Genomic DNA, 318 nt, shown 5'->3' on the forward strand with positions numbered 1-318 from the left:
GAACATGCTCAAACTGTCATGAATACAGAGTTTACAAAAACAGTTAGAATTACAAGAAGTAGTAGAGGGTATTCAAATAGTAGAGTAATGTATCATGTACAGTTAATCTTACATCCAATTGTTTCAAATGAATGGATCGAGAATGAAAAGATTTATGGCCCATATGAACATGAAAAAACATTTTCGGGTAGAGAACGACATTTAGCTTTAAAATATGCGTCTGAACTGGCCCGGAAATATAATTGTGAAATTGAAAGGAAGGGTTTTAATGCAAGCAAAATTTAGATTGCCGGATGATCTTTGGGAGAAGTTTAATGA

The 318-nt window shown here is 33.3% G+C and carries 1 protein-coding gene; it reads left to right on the plus strand.

Translation table 11 applies throughout. The features are described from left to right. A partial coding sequence (locus HUO09_RS22445) for a hypothetical protein (RefSeq protein ID WP_223159570.1) occupies positions 1-285 on the plus strand: 285 nt, incomplete at its 5' end. Between the last annotated feature and the right edge of the window lie 33 nt (positions 286-318).

The sequence above is a fragment of the Vibrio sp. Y2-5 genome, assembly GCF_014596725.1.
Taxonomy (GTDB): domain Bacteria; phylum Pseudomonadota; class Gammaproteobacteria; order Enterobacterales; family Vibrionaceae; genus Vibrio.